The following is a 16,874-nucleotide window of genomic DNA, read 5'->3' as shown; positions in this document are numbered from 1 at the left end:
CCCGCCGGTGACGCTCCCGGACTGGACGACGTCGTGGGACGTTCCCGACAGGTCGTTGTGCGAGCTGTCGGGAACGTCTGATGCACCGTTGTGCTCGTTGATGATGTGCTCCGGTTACGGGACAGGTGCGGGCAGGGGCGCGATCTCACGGGCGAAGTACGTGGCGATGTCCTCACCGATCTCGAAAAGCGATCGGATGTACTGTTCCCAGGAGTGGACGTGTTGCTGATCGGTGAAGCGGATCGAACCCATTGGTACGCCAGAGTCGCTGTAGATGACGTTGTAAAGGGTTTGGCCGCCGAGGACTACCATTTCCGGGAGTTTTTGGGCCGTCTCGGCGTCCGCCACTTGCTCTGCGGTGACGATCCGTACGCGGCTGCTGCCCAGTTCGTCCTCCTGAACCAGCGAATGCATTTCCCATTGCACGTACGGGGTGAAGGGATATTCGACAACGCGCACTCGGTGAAAGGTGTACCTACGACGCCTGTCCTCCGCCGCGTTGGCCAGCCAGGATTCCCTACGCTCGCCGAGGAGGCGAAGCGCTTCCTGCCAGTCGCCGCGAGTGAGTACGTCCCTGCTAGGGGAGTTCTGCTCCTCGAAGTACTGCCGCCGCTCCAGCTTCCATGATGTGCCGTCATGGATCGCTGCGTCGAGTTCCCTGAAGTCGCGCTTGTAGTCCTTGCTGACGAGGCGTTCACCCAGTTTGGGGTCGATCGTCGGCACGTTCAGATCAAGCATCCGGAATGTCTTTCTTCGCGGCGCTGAGCATATTTCCGGGGATGACGACGAGACGCTCGTCCGCCGCCAGGGAGACTCCGTCGGGAAGGTTCGCCGAATAGGATGCTGTCAGATCGCGGCCGATAACTGCGACATCGCCATTGCTGAGCTGCCAGATGTCCGGGCAGTCGTCTTTGTCCTGTGAATTTCCCAGTTCCCACGCTGTCTTGCCGAGGCGCCGCTCGAATAAGGCGGACGGATCTGCTTCCCAGGAACGGTCCATTTGCTACCTCCGAGTGTGAGGATTCCGGCGGACAGACATCACAGATTCTACTGGCCTTGATTACGCAGAGCAACGTCAGTCCGGCGGCGCCTTCTCGCCAACATCCCCGGGCCCCGCACCGGCCGTCGCCCCCGCCCCACCCGTCCCGCGCGACGCCCGCCCGCCCGGAGTCGTACGCTGGGGAGCCCCGGCCCGTGACACGTGTCGGGCCCTTCGCGTTGCTCCCGCAGCACCTCGCGTCGGTCGTCACCCCGCACCACCACCCCCGGAACCGGACGGAAACACCCTTCATGAGCCTGCACGGTCTGCTCGACGCCGTTGTACGAGACCCGGCGCTCGCCGAAGCGGTCGGCGCCGCCGCCGACGGGCATCGCACGCATGTCGATCTGGTCGGCCCGCCCGCCGCCCGCCCCTTCGCGGTCGCCGCCCTCGCGCGCGACGCGCGCCGTACCGTCCTCGCCGTCACCGCGACCGGACGCGAGGCCGAGGACCTGGCCGCCGCGCTGCGGTCCCTGCTGCCCGCCGACTCCGTCGCGGAGTTCCCGTCCTGGGAGACGCTGCCCCACGAGCGCCTGTCGCCCCGCAGCGACACCGTCGGCCGCCGGCTCGCCGTACTGCGCCGGCTCGCGCACCCCAGCGCCGACGACCCCGGTGCCGGGCCGGTCAGCGTCGTCGTCGCGCCCATCCGCTCCGTACTCCAGCCGCAGGTCAAGGGCCTCGGCGACCTGGAGCCCGTCTCGCTGCGCGGCGGCGGGACCGCCGACCTGAACGAGGTGACGCAGGCGCTGGCCGCCGCGGCGTACTCCCGCGTCGAACTGGTGGAGAAGCGCGGCGAGTTCGCCGTACGAGGCGGCATCCTGGACGTCTTCCCGCCCACCGAGGAGCACCCGCTGCGCGTGGAGTTCTGGGGCGACGACATCGAGGAGATCCGCTACTTCAAGGTCGCCGACCAGCGCTCACTCGAAGTGGCCGAGCACGGACTGTGGGCGCCGCCCTGCCGTGAACTGCTGCTCACACCGCAGGTACGGGAGCGGGCCGCCGCGCTCGCCGAGGTGCACCCCGAGCTGGCCGACATGCTCGGCAAGATCGCCGAGGGCATCGCGGTGGAGGGCATGGAGGCGCTGGCCCCGGTCCTCGTGGACGACATGGAGCTGCTGCTCGACGTACTGCCCAAGGGCTCGATGGCGCTGGTCTGCGACCCCGAGCGGGTCCGCACCCGGGCGTCCGACCTGGTCGCCACCAGCCAGGAGTTCCTCCAGGCGTCCTGGGCGGCCGGAGCCGGCGGCGGCGAGGCACCCATCGACGTCGGCGCGGCCTCGCTGTGGGGCATCGCGGACGTCCGCGACCGGGCCCGTGAGCTGGGAATGATGTGGTGGTCGGTGGCGCCGTTCGCCGCCGACGAGGAGCTGTCGGCCGACACCCTCAAGCTGGGCATGCGCGCCCCGGAGACCTACCGGGGCGACACCGCCCGCGCCCTCGCCGACACCAAGGGCTGGCTCGCCGACGGCTGGCGCACCGTCTATGTCACCGAGGGCCACGGCACCGCCGCCCGTACCGTCGAGGTACTGGGCGGCGAGGGCATCCCCGCCCGACTCGACACCCCCGAGGCGCACGGCGGCAAGGGCCTGGGCGAGATCACCCCGTCCGTCGTGCACGTCGCGTGCGGCTCGATCGAGTACGGCTTCGTGGACCGCGCGCTGGGACTGGCCGTCCTCACGGAGACCGACCTGTCCGGCCAGAAGGCGGCGGGCAAGGACGGCGTGCGGATGCCGACCAAGCGCCGCAAGACCATCGACCCGCTGACCCTGGAGGCGGGCGACTACATCGTCCACGAGCAGCACGGCGTCGGCCGGTACGTCGAGATGGTGCAGCGCACCGTCCAGGGCGCGACACGCGAGTACCTGCTCGTCGAGTACGCCCCCGCCAAGCGCGGCCAGCCCGGCGACCGCCTCTACATCCCCACCGACCAGCTCGAACAGGTCACCAAGTACGTCGGCGGCGAGGCCCCCACCCTGCACCGCCTCGGCGGCGCCGACTGGACCAAGACCAAGCAGCGCGCCAAGAAGGCGGTCAAGGAGATCGCCGCCGACCTCATCAAGCTCTACTCGGCCCGCATGGCGGCCCCCGGCCACGCCTTCGGCGCGGACACCCCCTGGCAGCGGGAGCTGGAGGACGCCTTCCCGTACGTGGAGACGCCCGACCAGCTCTCCACCATCGCCGAGGTCAAGGAGGACATGGAGAAGACGGTCCCCATGGACCGCCTGGTCTGCGGCGACGTCGGCTACGGCAAGACGGAGATCGCCGTACGCGCCGCCTTCAAGGCCGTCCAGGACGGCAAGCAGGTCGCCGTCCTCGTCCCGACGACGCTGCTCGTGCAGCAGCACTTCGGGACCTTCTCCGAGCGGTACGCACAATTCCCCGTCGTCGTGAAGGCCCTGTCCCGCTTCCAGAGCGACAGCGAGGCGAAAGCGACCCTCGAAGGGCTGCGGGAGGGGTCGGTCGACATCGTCATCGGCACGCACCGCCTCTTCTCCTCCGAGACCCGGTTCAAGGACCTCGGTCTGGTCATCGTGGACGAGGAGCAGCGCTTCGGCGTCGAGCACAAGGAGCAGCTGAAGAAGCTCCGCGCCAACGTCGACGTGCTGACGATGTCCGCGACACCGATCCCGCGCACCCTGGAGATGGCGGTGACCGGCATCCGCGAGATGTCGACCATCACCACCCCGCCCGAGGAGCGGCACCCGGTGCTGACCTTCGTCGGCCCGTACGAGGAGAAGCAGATCGGCGCGGCCATCCGCCGTGAACTGCTGCGCGAGGGCCAGGTCTTCTACATCCACAACCGCGTCGAGTCGATCGACCGCGCCACGGCGCGGCTGCGCCAGATCGTCCCCGAGGCGCGGATCGCGACCGCGCACGGCCAGATGTCCGAACAGGCCCTGGAACAGGTCGTGGTGGACTTCTGGGAGAAGAAGTTCGACGTCCTCGTCTCCACCACGATCGTGGAGTCCGGCATCGACATCGCCAACGCCAACACCCTCGTGGTGGAGCGCGGCGACAACTTCGGCCTGTCCCAACTCCACCAGTTGCGCGGCCGGGTGGGGCGCGGCCGGGAGCGCGGCTACGCGTACTTCCTCTACCCGCCGGAGAAGCCGCTCACCGAGACCGCGCACGAACGCCTCGCGACGATCGCCCAGCACACCGAGATGGGCGCCGGCATGTACGTCGCGATGAAGGACCTGGAGATCCGCGGCGCGGGCAACCTGCTCGGCGGCGAGCAGTCCGGGCACATCGCGGGCGTCGGCTTCGACCTGTACGTACGCATGGTCGGCGAGGCCGTCGCGGACTACCGCGCGGCCGTCGACGGCACGGTGCAGGAGGAGCCGCCGCTGGAGGTCAAGATCGAACTCCCGGTCGACGCGCACGTTCCGCACGACTACGCCCCCGGCGAGCGACTGCGCCTCCAGGCGTACCGCGCGATCGCCTCCGCCAACTCGGAGGCCGACATCACCGCCGTACGCGAGGAGCTGACGGACCGTTACGGCAAGCTCCCCGAGCCGGTGGAGAACCTGCTGCTGGTGGCGGGCCTGCGCATGCTGGCCCGCGCCTGCGGGGTCGGCGAGATCGTCCTCCAGGGCCCCAACATCCGCTTCGCGCCGGTGGAGTTGCGGGAGTCGCAGGAGCTGCGCCTCAAGCGCCTGCACCCCCGTACGGTGATCAAGCCGACGGCCCACCAGATCATGGTCCCCCGCCCGACGTCGGGCAAGATCGGCGGCAAGCCGGTGGTGGGCCGCGAACTGCTGTCATGGACGGGGGAGTTCCTGGCGACGATCCTGGGGTCGTGACCGCTCTCAGACGCAACTCCCCGCGCACCGCCGCCCGGCCGGTTCTTCTCGCCCTCGTCCTCGCCTCCGCGCTGCTCGCCGGGTGCGACGCCATCGATTCCGTCGACCCCGCGGCCTCCGGGACCTCCGGGACCTCCGAGTCCTCCGGGTCCTCCGACGGATCGGCCGACGCCGACGGCGGCGCCCCGGACGGGCGGGCGACCAGCCCCCTCAAGAACGAGGAGGGCACCGCGCCCGGCCTCGCGCCCCTCACCGGGGACGCGGACCGGGCGGCGGCGCGCAAGTTGATCGGGGCGCTGGAGGTGAAGGGGCGCGGTCCCAGGACCGGTTACGACCGGGACGAGTTCGGCTACGCGTGGATGGACTCCGCCGACGGCGTCCCGTTCGCCCGCAACGGCTGCGACACCCGTAACGACCTGCTGAAACGCGACGGCCAGGACATCGAGTTCCGGTCCGGCTCGAAGTGCGTGATCGTCTCGATGACGCTGCACGACCCGTACACCGGCAAGGACATCGCCTGGAAGAAGAAGCAGGCGACGGCCGTCCAGATAGACCACATGGTGCCGCTCTCCTACAGCTGGCAGATGGGCGCGGCCCGCTGGAACGAGGAAAAGCGCGAGCAGTTGGCGAACGATCCGCTGAATCTGCTGCCCGTCGACGGCCCCACCAACAGCGGCAAGCGCGACTCGGGCCCCGCCTCCTGGCTGCCGCCGAACAAGCCGGTCCGCTGCGCGTACGTGGTGCGGTTCGCGCAGGTCGCGGCCAAGTACGAACTCCCGGTGACCGCCGCCGACAGGAAGACGATGCTGACCCAGTGCGGCGGCTGACACCCGCCCTCTCCGGAAGGACACTCATGGGATCCTCCACCGCTCGCCGGATCAGGGTCGCGGCGGGCGTCGTCGCCGTGGTCGCCGGCGGCTTCGGCCTGCAGGCGGTCGGCTCGGGCGCAGACGCGGGGGACGGGGCGCCGTCCGCTCCCGACTCCGGGACCACCGGCGTACGGACGAACCAGGACCCGGCGGATGTCGAGGAGTACTGGACACCCGAGCGCATGGAGAACGCGGAGCCGGCACCCATGCCCGAGGACGACTGACCGCCGCGACTGACCGCGCCGGCAGAGGGCGGTCAGCTGCCCGCGCGCGCGACCGGCCGCGCGCAAAAGCAGTGGGAGCATCCCGCCGCGCGCCGCTAACGTGCCCGCATGGATCTCACCGCCACCAACCTGACCGCCACCAACCTCACCGTCACCACCCTCGCCGAACGCCCCGAGCTGGTCGACCCGATGTGGCGGATGCTCGACACCTGGCCGGAGTTCATGCTTCACGACCCCGTGGGGTGGGCGAACATCGGCCGGATCGTCAGTGAGCTGCCCGAGTTCGCGCTCGTCGGCACGGACGAGGCGGGCACTGTCGTGGCCCGCGCCTTCAGCGTCCCGTTCCGGCTCCACACCGAGGGACGCGGGACGCTGCCGGCGACCGGCTGGGACCAGGCGCTGCTGTGGGCGTTCTCCGATCTGCGGCACGGCAGGAAACCGGACACCGTCAGCGCGATCGAGATCACGGTCGCCACCGACCGGCAGGGGCGGGGCCTGTCCGGCACGATGCTGGCGGCGATGCGCGCGAACACCGCGCGCCACGGCTTCGCCGAACTGCTCGCGCCGGTACGGCCCAGCGCCAAGCACCAGGAGCCGCACACCGCGATGGAGGAGTACGCCCATCGCGTACGGGACGAGGACGGACTGCCGTACGACCCCTGGCTCCGCGTCCACGTACGCGCGGGCGGTGTCATCGACTCGGTGGCGCCCGCTTCCATGACGGTCACCGGATCGGTCGCCCAGTGGCGCGAGTGGACGGGGCTCCCGTTCGACACGGACGGGCCCGTCGTCGTACCCGGAGCCCTCATGCCCGTGCACTGCGAGGCCACACGCGGCTACGGTGTCTACGTCGAACCCAACGTGTGGGTGCGTCACCGGATCTGACGTTGGGGACAGATGCGGGGGCAGGGGGAATCCACCCGAAAGGGTTCGGCGGCGGTGCCGCTGTATACCCCGATACGCTTTCGCCGACGTCCCCCCTGGCCTGTCAGGAGCAGCATGCACGGCCCCGGAATAGCGCACCCGCAGTCGCCCCGCACACCGACGCCGGGGATGCTCGCGCTCCTGCGGGTGCTCTTTGTGGTGCTGCCGCTGCTGACCTGCGGTTTCCTCTCCTGGGCGGCGACGCTGCGGGTGGCGGTCGTGACCCGGTCCGTCCTGAACTGGTGGCTGTTCGTCGGGAACGTGGCCCTCAGCATCCTGTGGATCGTCTATCTCGCCCAGGACAACACCAACGACTTCAGCAGCGCCGAAGGCAACATCGGCATGATCGGCATGCTGTCGACCGGCGCCGCCGCCATCTCCTACTTCCTGTACGCGGACTTCAAGCACTACCGGGTCCCGGCGGGGGCGTACGCGGGCTACTACCCGCCGCCCGGCCCGCAGCACGGCTACCAGCCGCCCGCCAACGCCGGTTACGGCTACGGCGGTCCCACCCGGCCCGTGGCCGCCCCGGAGCAGCCGTATCAGCAGCCCGGCCCCGGCCCCGCGGCCCCCGTCCGGGCGCAGCGCAACCACGCCACGCCGCCGCCCCGGATCGACCAGGTGCGCGCCGAGCTGGACGAGCTGAGCGACCTCCTCCGCCGTGACAGCGGCAACGGCCGCGACAGCGGTAACAGCGACGGCGGGGGCGGGAACAGCGGCGAGGGCGACAAGCGGTGAACGCCCGCGTCGTGGCGGGCCGTTACGAGATGGCCGGCCTCATCGGCCAGGGCGGCATGGGCCAGGTCTGGACGGCGTACGACCAGCGCCTCGGCCGCCGCGTCGCCGTGAAACTGCTGCGCCCCGACAAGATGGCCGCCGACGCCGGCGCCGAGGACCTGCGCCGCAGGTTCATCCGCGAATGCCGGGTCACCGCCCAGGTCAACCACCCCGGTCTGGTCACCGTCCACGACGCGGGCAGCGACGGCGACGAGCTGTACCTGGTCATGCAGTACGTCGAAGGCACCGACCTCGCCGCCCACTTCACCGGACACGCGCCCTACCCGTGGCAGTGGGCGGCCTCGGTCGCCGCCCAACTGTGCGGCGTCCTCGCCGCCGTACACGCGGTGCCCATCGTGCACCGCGACCTCAAGCCGCGGAACGTGATGGTCAAGCCCGACGGCACCGTCCTCGTGCTCGACCTCGGCGTCGCCTCCGTCATCGACACCGACACCACCCGCCTCACCCACACCGGATCGGTCATCGGCAGCCCCGCCTACATGGCCCCCGAGCAGGTGATGGGCGGCGCCGTCGGCCCGTACACCGACCTCTACGCACTCGGCGTGGTCCTGCACGAACTCCTCAGCGGCACCGTCCCGTTCCCCGGGACGACCGCCCTCGGCGTACTGCACCGGCATCTGTACGAGCCGCCCGTCCCGGTCCGCCGGATCCGCCCGGAGATCCCCGAGACGCTGGAGGCGCTCGTCCTGCGCCTGCTCGCCAAGGATCCGCAGCACCGGCCGGCCGGAGCGCAGGAGGTGTACGAGGCACTCGCCCCGCTGCTCCCCACGCGCGGCGTGGTCGGCGCGCCCCACTCCGGCCGGGCCGGCACACCGCTCGACCCGAGCCGCCCGTTCCTGCGCCCGCACGCGCCCTGGCCCGACCGCGCCACCGCCCCGCCGTCCGCGCCGGTGCCGGTGCCGAAGCCGGAGCACGTCCCCGCCCGGCGACCCGACGTCGCGGCGGCCGTGGACGAGGCCAAGCGCCTCCTCGGCGAGGGCAGCATCACGCAGGCCGTGGACATCCTCGGCGGGATCCTCCCGGCGGCGGCGGCCGAGCACGGCGAACGCTCACCGGTCGTCCGTATCCTGCGCAAGCAGTACGCGACGACGCTGATGGACGACGGCCAGTACCGCCGCGCCCTGCCCGAGCTGCGCCGTCTCGCCGACGACCGCGCGGCCGAGGCCGGCCCCGGCGACCCGCAGACGCTCCAGTTCCGCTACGACGCCGCGCAGTGCCTGGAACAGCTCGGCGAGGCGGGCGCGGCGCTCGACGAGTACCGCGCGGTGCTGCCCTTCTACGAAGGCGTCGGACAGCCGGGCGCCGACCAGTCGCGTGCCTTCGACATCAGACACCGCATCGGGCATCTGCTGCTCGCGGTCGGCGACCACTCGGGGGCGCAGCAGCAGTTGCAGTACCTGCTGTACGACGCGGAGCGCGTGTACGGCCCCTACCACCCGCTGCCCGTCGAACTACGGCGTGGGCTCGACCGAAGGCAGCAGTTCCGGGGCACCACCCGGGGCAGATAGGGCCCCTGCCGGGCCGGGCTCTTCGCGACCTCCCGGCAGTTCGCGCCCCTCGGACTCTTCGCGGTCTCCCGGCTGTTCGCCACCTCCCGGCCGTTCGTGACGTCGCCTCCGTACGGAGAGCGCCGCGATGCCCAGCAGCACGAGCAGCGACACGCCTCCCAGGGCGGCGCCCGACCGCAGCCCCGGCGGCCGGAAGGAGCAGTCGACCGAGGTCGTCGTGCCGTCCGGGTCCAGCGGGACGGCGACCAGGCCGAGGGACGAGTCGGCGGGCTTCCCGGCGCAGCTCCAGCCGGCGATCCGGGGTGCGGCGAGGACGGCCGTTCCCGTGCTGCCGGGCGGCAGTTGGGCCCGTACGCCATGGTCCGAGACCTGTACGGACACGGCGCCGGTCCTCTTCATCCGGTCCACGGCGGCGTCGAGGCGGGTCCGGTCGAGGCAGGCCACCGTCCGCGTCGTCGGCGCCTTCCGGTCGAACGTGATCCGCTCACCGGCGCGTTCGGCCGTTCCGAGCGAGGTCACGGCCGCGCGCCAGCGGGGCTTGTCGCCGCGCAGCATGACCGGCGGGGCGTCGCCGAGCCGGGCGGTGCCGTAGTAGTCGGGCGCCCAGAGGAAGACCTCGCGGCCGACGGGGCAGGCGCCCGCCACGGGGGCGGAGTAGACGCGCGAGCCCAGCAGCAGTTCCTGGTTGCGGAAGGGCGAGGGGCCGTAGTGGGGCGGCGTCCGTTCCGGCGGCCGTACGGTCACCAGCGGCGGCACCTCCGCGCGGCTCACCTCCGGCGACCCGCCCGCCGTGGACGCCCCGGCCGGTGATCCGCCCTCCTCCGTACGGAGGCGCGCGCCGACCGCGAACACCGCGTCCACGACCGGGTTGTCCAGGCTCTGCACCGCCCGCCCGTTCGACGTCCAGCCGGCGCCCAGCGCGCCGAGCGTGCGCGTCAGCACGTCGGGTGTGTGACTGCTGTAGTAGGAGGAGCCTTGCCCGCCCAGCAGCAGCGGATCGTTCGCGGTGATCTGCGTACGCCCCGGATCGGTGCGGTAGTTCGGCCACCCGTCCACTTCCGCGATCGCGTCGGCGCGCTTCTCGTGCGCCTCGTCCCACGCCGGGTAGTGGTCGAGCCGGTCCAGCCGCGCCCGGTCGGCGTACGCGGTGGTCGCCGCCGCCTGCCCCGCGAGCCCGCCCACCAGCAACAGGGCGGCCAGCGCCGTGTGACGGCGCCGGGGGAGCCGTACCACCAGCAGCGCCGCCACGGCCGCCGCGAGCCCGCACGCGAAGAGCGCGAGGGCGCGCCGCCCGGTCAGCGCGTCGGTGGCGGCGACGAGCCCGACCACGACGAGCAGACCGGTGCCGGCGAGCAGCGGGCGGCGGTCCGGCCAGCCGTACGCCAGACACCGCCAGGCCGCGATCACCAGCAGTCCTGACAGCACGAACGTCTGCCGGAACGGGCTGCCGTTGGGCGTCGCGAACGCGTGCCACACCAGATGCGTGGGTCCCCACTGCAAGGACAGCGCGACCGCGCCGGCGAGCCCGGCCCACGCCAGGCGCTCCCGGCCGGGGACCTTGCCGTTGAACGGCAGCACGACGGCGAGCAGCAGGGCGCCGCCGCCCAGGAAGACGGCGGGGGTGAAGAAGTCGTACGTCGCGGGCAGCGCCCGCGCGAACACCTCGCTCCAGCCGGCCGCCTCGAACTCCGTGGTCCAGCCCGGATACGCGTGCCGCGTCCCCAGCACGACCGGCAGCAGCACGGGCGCGGCGAGCCCGATCCCGAGGAGCACAGTGACCGCGCCGCGCACCAGGACGCGCAGCCGATCGCGCAACACCCCGCCGTCGAGAAGGAGTTGGACGCAGAGCACGAGTACGGCGCCGAGGGTCGCCATGTACGCGGTGTAGAAGTTGGCGATCCAGGCGAGGGCGACGACGAGCGGGCCGAGGACCGGCCGACGCCCCGCCCGTACCCACTCGCCGACCAGGCATAGCAGGGGGAAGGCGATGAGCCCGTCGAGCCACATCGGGTTGTACGACGCCTCGATGACCGACCAGCCGCAGAGCGCGTACGTGGCGCCGAGCACCCCGGCGACCCACCACGACGTGGAGACCTGCCCCGGTCGCCACGACGTGGGGACCCGCTCCGGTCTCCACGTCGTGGGGACCGAGGCAGGCCGCCTGTTCACGAAGGACAGCAGCAGCCACGCCATCGCCGCGCCCGCCGCCGCCATCTTGAGCACGGTGATCACATACACGGCGAGATCGATCCGGTCCCGTGGAAACAGCCCCACCAGCAGGGCGAACGGACTGGTCAGATACGTGCCGAGGTCGGGCAGGAACGCCGTGCCGTACCCCGACTGCCAGTTGAGCAGCAGCCCGCCGTCCCCACGCCCGTGCAGCAGGTCCCACAGCTTGGCGTGGAAGGGGACGAACTGATTGCCCAGGTCGTTGACGCTCCGGGTGCCGGAGCCGTACGGGAAGCTCCCGGCCACGGCGTCACCCGCGCAGACGGCGGTCACGGTGATGAGGGCGGCGAACGCGGCTGCCCGGCCACGCACGGATTCCAGGGTCGGCATAGTGATCGAATATGTCAGCGTGCATCCCGACAAAAGGGTCGTTGGTGATTCAGTTCATGCGATGGCCGCCCGCAATTCACGTGGGGACTCCAACGCTGACATTCCTGTCGGATGTGGTTCTACGGTGCTGATCTCGATAGTGGTCCCGTGCTTCAACGAAGAGGAGATCGTCGACCGCTTCCACGACCATGTGACCGATGAACTCGCGCTGCTCGAAGGGGAACTCGGGCATGAATTCGAGCTGGTCTATGTGGACGACGGAAGCCGGGACGGCACTCTGCGGCGGCTGGAGAAGATCGCCGCGGGCGACTCCCGCACCCGTTACGTCTCCTTCAGCCGCAACTTCGGCAAGGAGGCGGCGATGCTCGCCGGCCTCCAGTACGCGAAGGGCGAGGCCGTGGTCATCATGGACGCGGACCTGCAGCACCCGCCGGAGCTGGTCCGGCGCATGCTCGCCCTCCACGAGGAGGGCTACGAGCAGGTCATCGCCCGCCGCACCCGCAAGGGCGACCGGGTCACCCGCACCCTGGCGGCCCGCGTCTACTACCGGCTGATCAACCGCCTGATCGATGTGGAACTGGTCGACGGCGTCGGGGACTTCCGGCTGCTCTCCCGCCGCGCGGTCGACGCGGTGCTCGGCCTCGCCGAGTACAACCGCTTCTCCAAGGGAATCTTCGCCTGGGTCGGATTCCGCTCCACCACATTCGAGTACGAGAACGCGGTGCGTGAGCAGGGCCGCTCCAAATGGAGCTTCGGAAAGCTGCTCAACTACGGGCTCGACGGCATGCTCTCCTTCAACAACAAACCGCTGCGGGCCGCGCTCTACCTCGGACTGATGCTGGTCACGCTCGCCTCCCTGTACGCGGCGTGGATTGTCGGCGACGCCATGGTGAACGGGGTCGAGTCCCCCGGCTATGTCACACTTCTGGTGGCCGTCACGGCGCTGTCGGGCGTGCAGATGGTGATGGTGGGAGTCGTCGGAGAGTACGTCGGCCGCATCTATTACGAGGTGAAGCGGCGCCCCCACTATCTGGTGGCGGCGACTGACGCGGACCGCCCGCGCCGGACACTTTCCACCTCGGAGCAGGAGCAGGAGCTCGTAGGCACATGACGGTCCGGGGCCAGCTGATCAGATTCGCGCTCGTCGGCGTCGTCAACACCGGTTCGTACTACGCCTGTTATCTGGTGCTGCTGACCTGGCTCCCGTACGTCGCGGCGCATGTCGTCGCCTTCGTGCTCAGCATGATCGGCTCCTTCTTCCTCAACTCACACTTCACCTACCGCACCCGGCCGACCTGGCGGAAGTTCCTGCTGTTCCCGCTCACCAACGCGGCGAACTTCACCATCACCACGTGCGGCGTCTATCTGCTGGTCGATGTGCTCCACCTCGGCAGGACGTACGCGCCGCTGATCGCGGCGGCGGCGGCGATCCCGATCACGTTCGTGGTCTCGCGCACGATCATGCTGCGCCCGGAGCCGGCCGCCTACACCGAACCGTCGCCGGCCCCCGCCCCCGTCCCGAGCCGCGCGGCCCGTATCGACAAGTAGCGGTGCTCGGGCGTGCTCGTCGTACGCGCGGCGGCGGCCCGGTAGTTCTCCGCCGCCGCCTCCCGGTCGCCCGCCATCTCCAGCAGATGCGCCCTGACCACATACAGCCGGTGATGCCCGGCGAGGCGTCCAGCCGCTTCGAGCCCGTCCACGGCGGCGAGCCCCGCCGCCGGACCCCGCACCATCGCCAGCGCGACCGCGCGGTTCAACGAGACCACCGGATTGTCGACGAGCGCGTCGAGCACCCCGTACAGCGCCAGGATCTGCGGCCAGTCCGTCCCGTCCGCCGACCCCGCCTCGTCATGGACGGCGGCGATCGCCGCCTGCACCTGATACGGGCCCACCGGGCCGTACGGCAGCGCCGCCGTGATCAGCGCGACGCCCTCGGCGATCGCCGCGCCGTCCCACCGCCCCCGGTCCTGCTCGGCCAGCGGGATCAGCTCACCACCCGGCCCCGTACGGGCCGCGCTGCGGGCCTGGGTGAGCAGCATCAGCGCCAGAAGCCCGGTGATCTCACCGTCGTCCGGCAGGAGTTCATGGACGGCGCGGGTCAGCCGGATCGCCTCCTGGGACAGCTCGACCCGCTGGAGTTCGGGCCCGGCACTCGTCGCGTACCCCTCGCTGAAGATCAGATACAGAACGTGCAGTACGGCTCCGAGCCGGCGCGCCCATTCCTCGTCGTCCGGCCCCGGCATCCCGAACGGCACCCCGGACGCCCTGATCCGCTGCTTCGCCCGGCTGATCCTCTGTCCCATCGTCGCCTCGGGCACCATGAAGGCGCGGGCGATCTCCCCCGTACCGAGACCGCCCACGCACCGCAGCGTCAGCGCGACGGCGGCGGCCGGCGACAGCGCCGGATGGCAGCACAGGAACAGGACGGTCAACGAGTCGTCCCGGTCGGCCGGTTCGTCCGCGTCGGCGGGCGGGGCCACCAGCCGGTCGGCCGGCTCCCGCCCCGTCGCCAGGTCCTCACGCCGCCGCCGCGCCTGCTCGGCGCGTACCAGCTCGGTCATCCGGCGGCTCGCGACCTGGATCAGCCAGCCTCGCGGATTGCCGGGCACGCCCTCGTCCGGCCACTGCGTCGCCGCCGCCAGCAGCGCCTCCTGCACGGCGTCCTCGGCGGCGGCGAAGTCCCCGAAGCGCCGCGTGAGCACGCCGACGACCTGCGGCGCGAGCGTGCGCAGCAGGTCCTCGTCGTAGAAGGTGATACGGCTCAACGCGGGCTCCCCGGAATTCCCCCGGAACTCCGCACTCCGCCGGAACTCCCCACGGCCCCAGAACTCCTCACCCCTCCGGAACTCCCCACGGCTCTAGAACTCCTCGGGCGGTCCGGCCATGATCTGGCGGGCCTCGATCGCCATGTTCAGCGGTCTGCCGCCGGGGCCGGGGGCCGCCGAGATGTGCGCGGCGATCTCGTCCACCCGCTCGGGCGTCTCGCAGTCCACGAACCAGAACCCGGCCAGGAACTCCTTCGTCTCCGGGAACGGCCCCTCCGTCACGACGGGCGTGCCGCCGCTCCCGGCCCGCACGATCCGCGCCGTGTCCGGCCCCGCGAGGCCCTGCGCGTCCACGAATTCGCCCGCGTCCTTGAGCATCTGATTCGTGTCGCCCATGAAGGCGATGTGCGCCCGGATCTCCTCGGGGGTCCACGTCGAGATCTCCGGGAAATCCGTGGTCGCCGCGCTGAACTGCATCAGCAGCATGTACTTCATGGCTCGCTCCTCTTCGTAACCGCCCAGTGGTGCTCTCACACACTGGTAGAAGCCGCCGCCGCGATTTCGACACCCCGGCCGACCGTTCGGCGAAGTTTTCGAAAAAAGTCAGGCCGACTGGATCGGATCCGCCGCCACTGCCTAACATCGATCAACGCACGGTCGTTGTCACGATCCAGGAGGCACCCTTTGCACCGCCGCCGTCGCACAGCGCTCACCCTCTCAGCCGCGCTTCTCACAGCGGCCCCGCTCCTCACCGCCTGCGGCAACGACGCCCACCCCGGCGCGGCGGCCGTCGTCGGCGGCGAGCGCATCGACACGTCCTCGCTGCAGGCCCAGGTCCGCGACGTACGCGACGCGCAGCAGGCGTCTCCGCAGGCTGCCGAGCTGATCAAGAACACCGGCCAGCTCAGCCAGGTCAAGCTCAACAGCATGATCTTCGACGAGATCCTGGAGAAGGCCGCGGACGACGCGGGGGTGAAGGCGTCCCGCAAGGACATCCAGAGCACCCGCCAGGCGGCGGCCCAGCAGTCCGGCGGCGAGGACCAGTTGGCGGCGATGCTCCTCCAGCAGGGCGCGCTCACCCCGGACCAGATCGACACCGCGATCCGCCGCGAGGTGCTGATGTCGAAGCTGGCCCAGTCGCTGGGCGCCAACACCACCACGCCGGAGGGCCAGCAGCAGGTCCTCGCCGTGCTGGTCAAGACGTCCGAGGAACTGGGCATCGACGTCAACCCGCGCTACGGCGCGTGGGACACCAAGCAGGTCAGGCTCGGCGAGGCGAAGACGCCGTGGCTCACCCAGGTCACGAAGGAAGCCCCGCCGGAGCAGGCCCCGACGGGCGCGTGAGACGAGGCCGGGGCCCGGAGGTAGGTTTCTTCGGTGACCGAAGAACCTGTCGTCGCCTCTGACTCCGTCGCCCCCGGCCGAATCGTCCTCCTCACCACCAGCCACCGGGTCGCGCCCGGTGTGCTGTCCTGGCCCGCCTGGCAGACGCTGCGCGAGGCCGACCAGGTGCTGTGCGCGGACGCCGCGCACCCGCAGCTGCCGTATCTGCGCGAGGCCGGCGTCACCGTCGACCACTCCGCGCCCACCGCGGCCGAGCTGGTCGACGCCTGCGCCGGCGGCCGTACGGTCGTGGTCCTGCCCTCGGGCGAGGGCGACCAGGCCCTCACCGACGGCCTCTCCCGCCTCGCGGGCTCCGGCCGCGTCCAGATGCCCGACCTGGAACTGCTCCCCGGCTCGTACGACCTCCCCGGCGCCCGGCTCCTCGACCTCGTCCAGGTCATGGACCGCGTCCGCGCCGAATGCCCGTGGTCGTCCACCCAGACGCACACGGGCCTCGCCAAGTACGCCATCGAGGAGTCGTACGAACTGGTCGAGGCGATCGAGAGCGGCGACCGCGACGAGTTGCGCGAGGAGCTGGGCGACGTACTGCTCCAGGTGGTCTTCCACGCCCGTATCGCGGAGGAGGAGGACGAACCCTTCTCGATCGACGACGTCGCGGCCACGATCGTCGAGAAGCTGATCCACCGCCACCCCCACGTCTTCGGCGACGAGACGGCCGAGACCCCGGCCGACGTCCACGCCCACTGGCTGCGCACCAAGGCGGCGGAGAAACAACGCGACTCGATCACGGACGGCATCCCCCTGGCCCAGCCGGCCCTCGCCCTGGCCGCCAAACTCACCTCCCGCGTCGCGGCCGCCCCCCTGGACGTCCCGCTCCCACAGGGCGACGACATCGGCTACGAACTCCTCGCCCTGGCCTCCCGCGCGGACGCCGCGGGCATCGACCCGGAGTCGGCCCTCCGCGCGGCGGCCCGCACCTACCGCGACGCGATCCACGCGGCGGAGCGGCCCGACTCGGACGGCTGACCGAGAACCACCCGC

General features: G+C 71.1%; 15 protein-coding genes. 10 read left to right on the top strand and 5 right to left on the bottom strand.

All coding sequences use genetic code 11. From position 1 onward, the window contains the following. Nucleotides 1–114: 114 nt before the first annotated feature. A complete protein-coding gene (locus ACFUN8_RS02200; protein ID WP_383630218.1) occupies nt 115–738 on the bottom strand; it encodes a DUF6879 family protein in 624 nt (207 codons plus the stop codon). Then, on the bottom strand, nt 731–1,000 hold the full coding sequence (locus ACFUN8_RS02195; RefSeq protein WP_383630216.1) for a hypothetical protein: 270 nt from the start codon (nt 998–1,000) through the stop codon (nt 731–733). The genes ACFUN8_RS02200 and ACFUN8_RS02195 overlap by 8 nt, the downstream gene beginning before the upstream one ends. 290 nt (nt 1,001–1,290) lie before the next feature. Here ACFUN8_RS02195 and mfd point away from each other — a divergent pair, with 290 nt between their 5' ends. The 6 genes from mfd (at nt 1,291) to ACFUN8_RS02165 (ending at nt 9,165) form a co-directional block, all read left to right on the top strand. Next, entirely contained in the window at nt 1,291–4,842 is a 3,552-nt protein-coding gene (gene mfd, locus ACFUN8_RS02190) for a transcription-repair coupling factor (protein WP_383630312.1), read from the top strand. Next, complete coding sequence (locus ACFUN8_RS02185) at nt 4,839–5,669, top strand: HNH endonuclease family protein (protein ID WP_383630214.1); 831 nt, start codon at nt 4,839–4,841, stop codon at nt 5,667–5,669. Before mfd ends, ACFUN8_RS02185 begins: the two co-directional genes overlap by 4 nt. A gap of 26 nt (nt 5,670–5,695) precedes the next feature. Further along, nucleotides 5,696–5,935, top strand: coding sequence for a hypothetical protein (locus tag ACFUN8_RS02180; RefSeq protein WP_383630212.1), 240 nt, complete (start codon nt 5,696–5,698; stop codon nt 5,933–5,935). A 108-nt stretch (nt 5,936–6,043) separates the two neighbouring features. After that, entirely contained in the window at nt 6,044–6,820 is a 777-nt protein-coding gene (locus tag ACFUN8_RS02175) for an N-acetyltransferase (protein WP_383630210.1), read from the top strand. A 114-nt stretch (nt 6,821–6,934) separates the two neighbouring features. After that, nucleotides 6,935–7,597, top strand: a complete 663-nt coding sequence (locus ACFUN8_RS02170; protein WP_383630208.1) for a hypothetical protein — start codon at nt 6,935–6,937, stop codon at nt 7,595–7,597. After that, nucleotides 7,594–9,165, top strand: a complete 1,572-nt coding sequence (locus ACFUN8_RS02165) for a serine/threonine-protein kinase (protein ID WP_383630206.1) — start codon at nt 7,594–7,596, stop codon at nt 9,163–9,165. The genes ACFUN8_RS02170 and ACFUN8_RS02165 overlap by 4 nt, the downstream gene beginning before the upstream one ends. On the opposite strand, the gene ACFUN8_RS02160 is transcribed toward ACFUN8_RS02165, so the two are convergent. After that, on the bottom strand, nt 9,109–11,724 hold the full coding sequence (locus tag ACFUN8_RS02160; protein WP_383630204.1) for a YfhO family protein: 2,616 nt from the start codon (nt 11,722–11,724) through the stop codon (nt 9,109–9,111). The two genes, ACFUN8_RS02165 and ACFUN8_RS02160, sit on opposite strands and share 57 nt — an antisense overlap. Nucleotides 11,725–11,848: 124 nt before the next feature. Here ACFUN8_RS02160 and ACFUN8_RS02155 point away from each other — a divergent pair, with 124 nt between their 5' ends. Then, on the top strand, nt 11,849–12,835 hold the full coding sequence (locus tag ACFUN8_RS02155) for a glycosyltransferase family 2 protein (RefSeq protein WP_383630202.1): 987 nt from the start codon (nt 11,849–11,851) through the stop codon (nt 12,833–12,835). Next, entirely contained in the window at nt 12,832–13,272 is a 441-nt protein-coding gene (locus ACFUN8_RS02150; protein WP_383630200.1) for a GtrA family protein, read from the top strand. Before ACFUN8_RS02155 ends, ACFUN8_RS02150 begins: the two co-directional genes overlap by 4 nt. Here ACFUN8_RS02150 and ACFUN8_RS02145 read toward each other — a convergent pair. Both ACFUN8_RS02145 and ACFUN8_RS02140 read right to left on the bottom strand, forming a co-directional pair. Continuing rightward, entirely contained in the window at nt 13,209–14,489 is a 1,281-nt protein-coding gene (locus ACFUN8_RS02145) for an RNA polymerase sigma factor (protein ID WP_383630198.1), read from the bottom strand. The two genes, ACFUN8_RS02150 and ACFUN8_RS02145, sit on opposite strands and share 64 nt — an antisense overlap. Before the next feature lie 93 nt (nt 14,490–14,582). After that, a complete protein-coding gene (locus tag ACFUN8_RS02140) occupies nt 14,583–14,984 on the bottom strand; it encodes a YciI family protein (RefSeq protein WP_382560910.1) in 402 nt (133 codons plus the stop codon). Between the two features lie 189 nt (nt 14,985–15,173). On the opposite strand from ACFUN8_RS02140, the gene ACFUN8_RS02135 reads away from it, so the two are divergent. Next, entirely contained in the window at nt 15,174–15,833 is a 660-nt protein-coding gene (locus ACFUN8_RS02135) for a SurA N-terminal domain-containing protein (RefSeq protein WP_383630196.1), read from the top strand. Nucleotides 15,834–15,866: 33 nt separating this feature from the next. Next, entirely contained in the window at nt 15,867–16,859 is a 993-nt protein-coding gene (locus ACFUN8_RS02130) for a nucleoside triphosphate pyrophosphohydrolase (RefSeq protein WP_383630194.1), read from the top strand. The last annotated feature ends 15 nt before the right edge of the window (nt 16,860–16,874 follow it).

The organism is Streptomyces sp. NPDC057307 (assembly GCF_042667665.1).
In the GTDB taxonomy this organism is placed as follows: Bacteria; Actinomycetota; Actinomycetes; order Streptomycetales; family Streptomycetaceae; genus Streptomyces.
Note: the sequence above shows the minus strand (reverse complement) of the source record. Positions and strands in the feature narration are given on the sequence as shown.